This window comes from Ethanoligenens sp., from assembly GCF_047718355.1.
GTDB lineage: Bacteria > Bacillota > Clostridia > Oscillospirales > Ethanoligenentaceae > Ethanoligenens.
Genome location: NZ_JBDNLG010000151.1, coordinates 1 through 2,945, shown reverse-complemented (window position 1 = coordinate 2,945; position 2,945 = coordinate 1). Strand labels below are relative to the sequence as shown.

The following is a 2,945-nucleotide window of genomic DNA, read 5'->3' as shown; positions in this document are numbered from 1 at the left end:
AGATGCAATCAGCGTTTTGTGTTGGGTCCCAATGCCTCTTTCTTAATATTATGGTTCTGATTTGGATGTTGGCTGGGCAAAGGATTTGTATGCTTTTCCTTGGCACCGGCTGATTTCTTATTATGACCGGATTTATCCGATCCGTGTTTTTCCGGCGGTTTCGATTCAGCTGTTACCCCAAGGCCCAATTGCACCAGTTTATCCTTGATAGCCTGATAGGACGCGCCGGCAGGATCAAAATCTACCGCAACATGATCCGTGTGCTGATTTAGGCTGACAGATGTGATGCCCGGAATCGCATCCAGTGTTTGCTTGACCAATTTTGCAGTATACTGCCCTGAGAGTTCGTCAATTTTGAAAATTGCGCTTTCCATATATTTCACCTCGCATATAGTATGTTGAAAATGCGGCAGCCTATGCGTATAACTTATCAGAAAGCAGGTCTTCACGGTGCTGTTTTTATGGAGACGACTCTTGTCCTTGACGCGTTTTGTAAAAGGGGATATACTGAAATCAATACAAAGGAACATCCTTTGAGAAAAGATTGATTTTCTCCGATGTAAAAAGCAAGGGGGATTATGTTATGAAAAAAATTACGATGTTTATCATGCAAGGTTGTCCACATTGTAAGCATGCATTCGAAATCATGCAGGAACTGAAAGATAAGCAGCCTGCTTATAAAGCATTGGAAATTAACGTAATTGATGAAAACGCCGAACCGGAAATTGCCAATCAATACGATTATTATTATGTGCCGACTTTTTATGTGGACGGCAACAAATTGCATGAAGGCGTGCCAAACGCCAAAAAAATCGAAACGGTTTTTAAAGCTGCTGTGCAGGACTAATGGATTTGTATCGCTGTTTACATCTACACGGCAAAGTTTAGCATCCATTTGGAGTCATCTCAGCACGTCTTTTATAAGCAACAGTTCAAAAAAGCAACGGAATATCTGGCCATTATGACCAAATATTCCGCTGCTTTTTTATAAGGCGAAATGCTGCTATTGAATGATGGATTACTTTTTAACAGAAAAACTGCTGACAAGCCAATTGACAGTCCCGTCATTGCCAATAACGGCTGCATTCACCGTGTGATTACCCGCGGAAAGATCTTTGGCAGGCATCTTCAAAGCATATCCGCTGTTTGAACTGTTTGGATATTGTCCCGTTGGGTCTACAATTTGATGGACATCCGTGCGATTAAAAAAGTCCGAAGTGGAATAAAATTTTTGGTTGCTTGTAAAAATGTCCAGATATACATCCACCCGTTGCACACCGGCATGTTCCAAGGCCCAGCCGGACACCGTTGCATCGCCGGTAACCGTCCCTGTAGGCGAGTCAAGGGCAAACTGCGAGGAGGCCACTGTGAACGTCCGGTTGTTCCATTTAACGGTATTGTCATTGCCGATTCCCGCGACCCAGAAGGTATGCTGACCCGGTGTCAGCGAGGCCGCCGGGATAGAATAGTTAAACCCGCTGCCTACTCCGTTTGGAGAATAAAGGCTATTGGCATTTACAATCGATTGCACATCCATGCGTTTCGTAAAGTTTCCGTTATTGGAACCCAGCCAATTGAAATTATCTAAGTAATAGTCTGCGCGTTGCTGTCCCGAACGGTTAAGCATCCAGCCCCCAATCGGAACATTGCCATAATAGGTGGTGCCACTTGGGGCGTCAACAGTTGTGATTGCACCGCCTGTTGTATAAAATGTACGCCTGTCCCACTGCACTGTGTTATCGTTGGCGATGCCTGCGGCAATAATGGTATGCTGCCCGTCATTCAGCGTGTGTGTATTAAGCGTATAAGAAAAACCACATTTGGATGGATCCAGATAGTATCCTGCACCGTTTAAAGCGTTCTGTACATCAGCTCGCGTGGTCAGAGCATTCGTCGAACCTGCCCATTGGTAATTGTCCAGATAAAAGTCCACACGAGAGACACCTGTTCTGGCAAGCTCCCACCCGGAGATTTGCACGCTGTCTTGATAAGTACCGCCGTTAGGGCTGTCGATGCAGGAAATTGAGGACGGTGTCGATATAAAAATTCCCGCCGTGGCCCAATCACCATCGGTATTTCCCACACTACCATTTGCCCCGTTGATTATCAGATCTTCGGTATATTGCCACATATCCCATCTAGACCAGATTGCAACATCGCTCAGCGATTGAGCGCCTGACGTATGCGGCGTTTCCGGATAAACATATGATCCGCCATAATTCGCAAGCCAAAGACGCTGGCCGGCAAGGAACGCTTTGTTAGAGCTGCTCGCATAATTGAGATAATGGTTGATCATATCCGGATTTGCATAGACCATAACATCTATGCCGCTGCGTTTCTGAAACTCCGTAACAAATGAACGGACACAGGAGGCGATAGCATCACCGCTGTTCTGCCCTGCCACATTACTATCAATGAACTCCACATCCACAGCCGGCAAACAGGTATAACCATATTGATGGATGACGTCATAGAAATGATCGGCCTGCGCCGCGCCATCCTGATTAAAATCCAGCACATGGTAAAACCCGATTTGATAGCCGCGACTCTTCGCACCCTGCACATTGGACGCGACCGCCGGATCTGCGTAACGGCATCCTTCCGACGCTTTCATATACACCGCGGAAAGTCCATCGGAGCCGCCCGGCAAACTCGGCCAATCCACAGAGTCTCCGTGATAGATGTCGATCACATGGTATAAAGATGTACTTGCAGGCGCAAGATATGCCGCCAAAACGTTCTTTGGTGCATAAACAAGCAACCCCACCGCCACGCACCCACAAAGGAAGACGCTTCCTATTTTTTTAATTGCCGCCAACTTCCCTCTTTTCATAGGTTTTTGATATTTCGACGAAATCAGCAAAACAATACAATCCTCCTCTCAATTCAGCCCTGATCCAGCCAATTTCCCCGGATCATTATTAAAATTTACCTCTATATGTATA

The 2,945-nt window shown here is 46.0% G+C and carries 3 protein-coding genes; 1 reads left to right on the top strand and 2 read right to left on the bottom strand.

Going from position 1 to position 2,945, the window contains the following annotated elements; all coding sequences use genetic code 11:
• Positions 1-8 precede the first annotated feature (8 nt).
• Positions 9-374 carry a heavy-metal-associated domain-containing protein gene (locus ABF463_RS14315; RefSeq protein WP_415534687.1) on the bottom strand — a complete coding sequence of 122 codons (366 nt, stop codon included), beginning with the start codon at positions 372-374 and terminating at the stop codon, positions 9-11.
• A gap of 209 nt (positions 375-583) precedes the next feature.
• On the opposite strand from ABF463_RS14315, the gene ABF463_RS14310 reads away from it, so the two are divergent.
• Positions 584-847: a thioredoxin family protein gene (locus ABF463_RS14310; RefSeq protein ID WP_415534685.1), complete on the top strand. Its 264-nt coding sequence runs from the start codon at positions 584-586 to the stop codon at positions 845-847.
• 171 nt (positions 848-1,018) lie between these two features.
• On the opposite strand, the gene ABF463_RS14305 is transcribed toward ABF463_RS14310, so the two are convergent.
• Positions 1,019-2,863 (bottom strand): glycoside hydrolase family 25 protein, encoded by a 1,845-nt coding sequence (locus ABF463_RS14305; RefSeq protein ID WP_415534683.1) that lies wholly within the window; start codon positions 2,861-2,863, stop codon positions 1,019-1,021.
• Positions 2,864-2,945 lie beyond the last annotated feature (82 nt).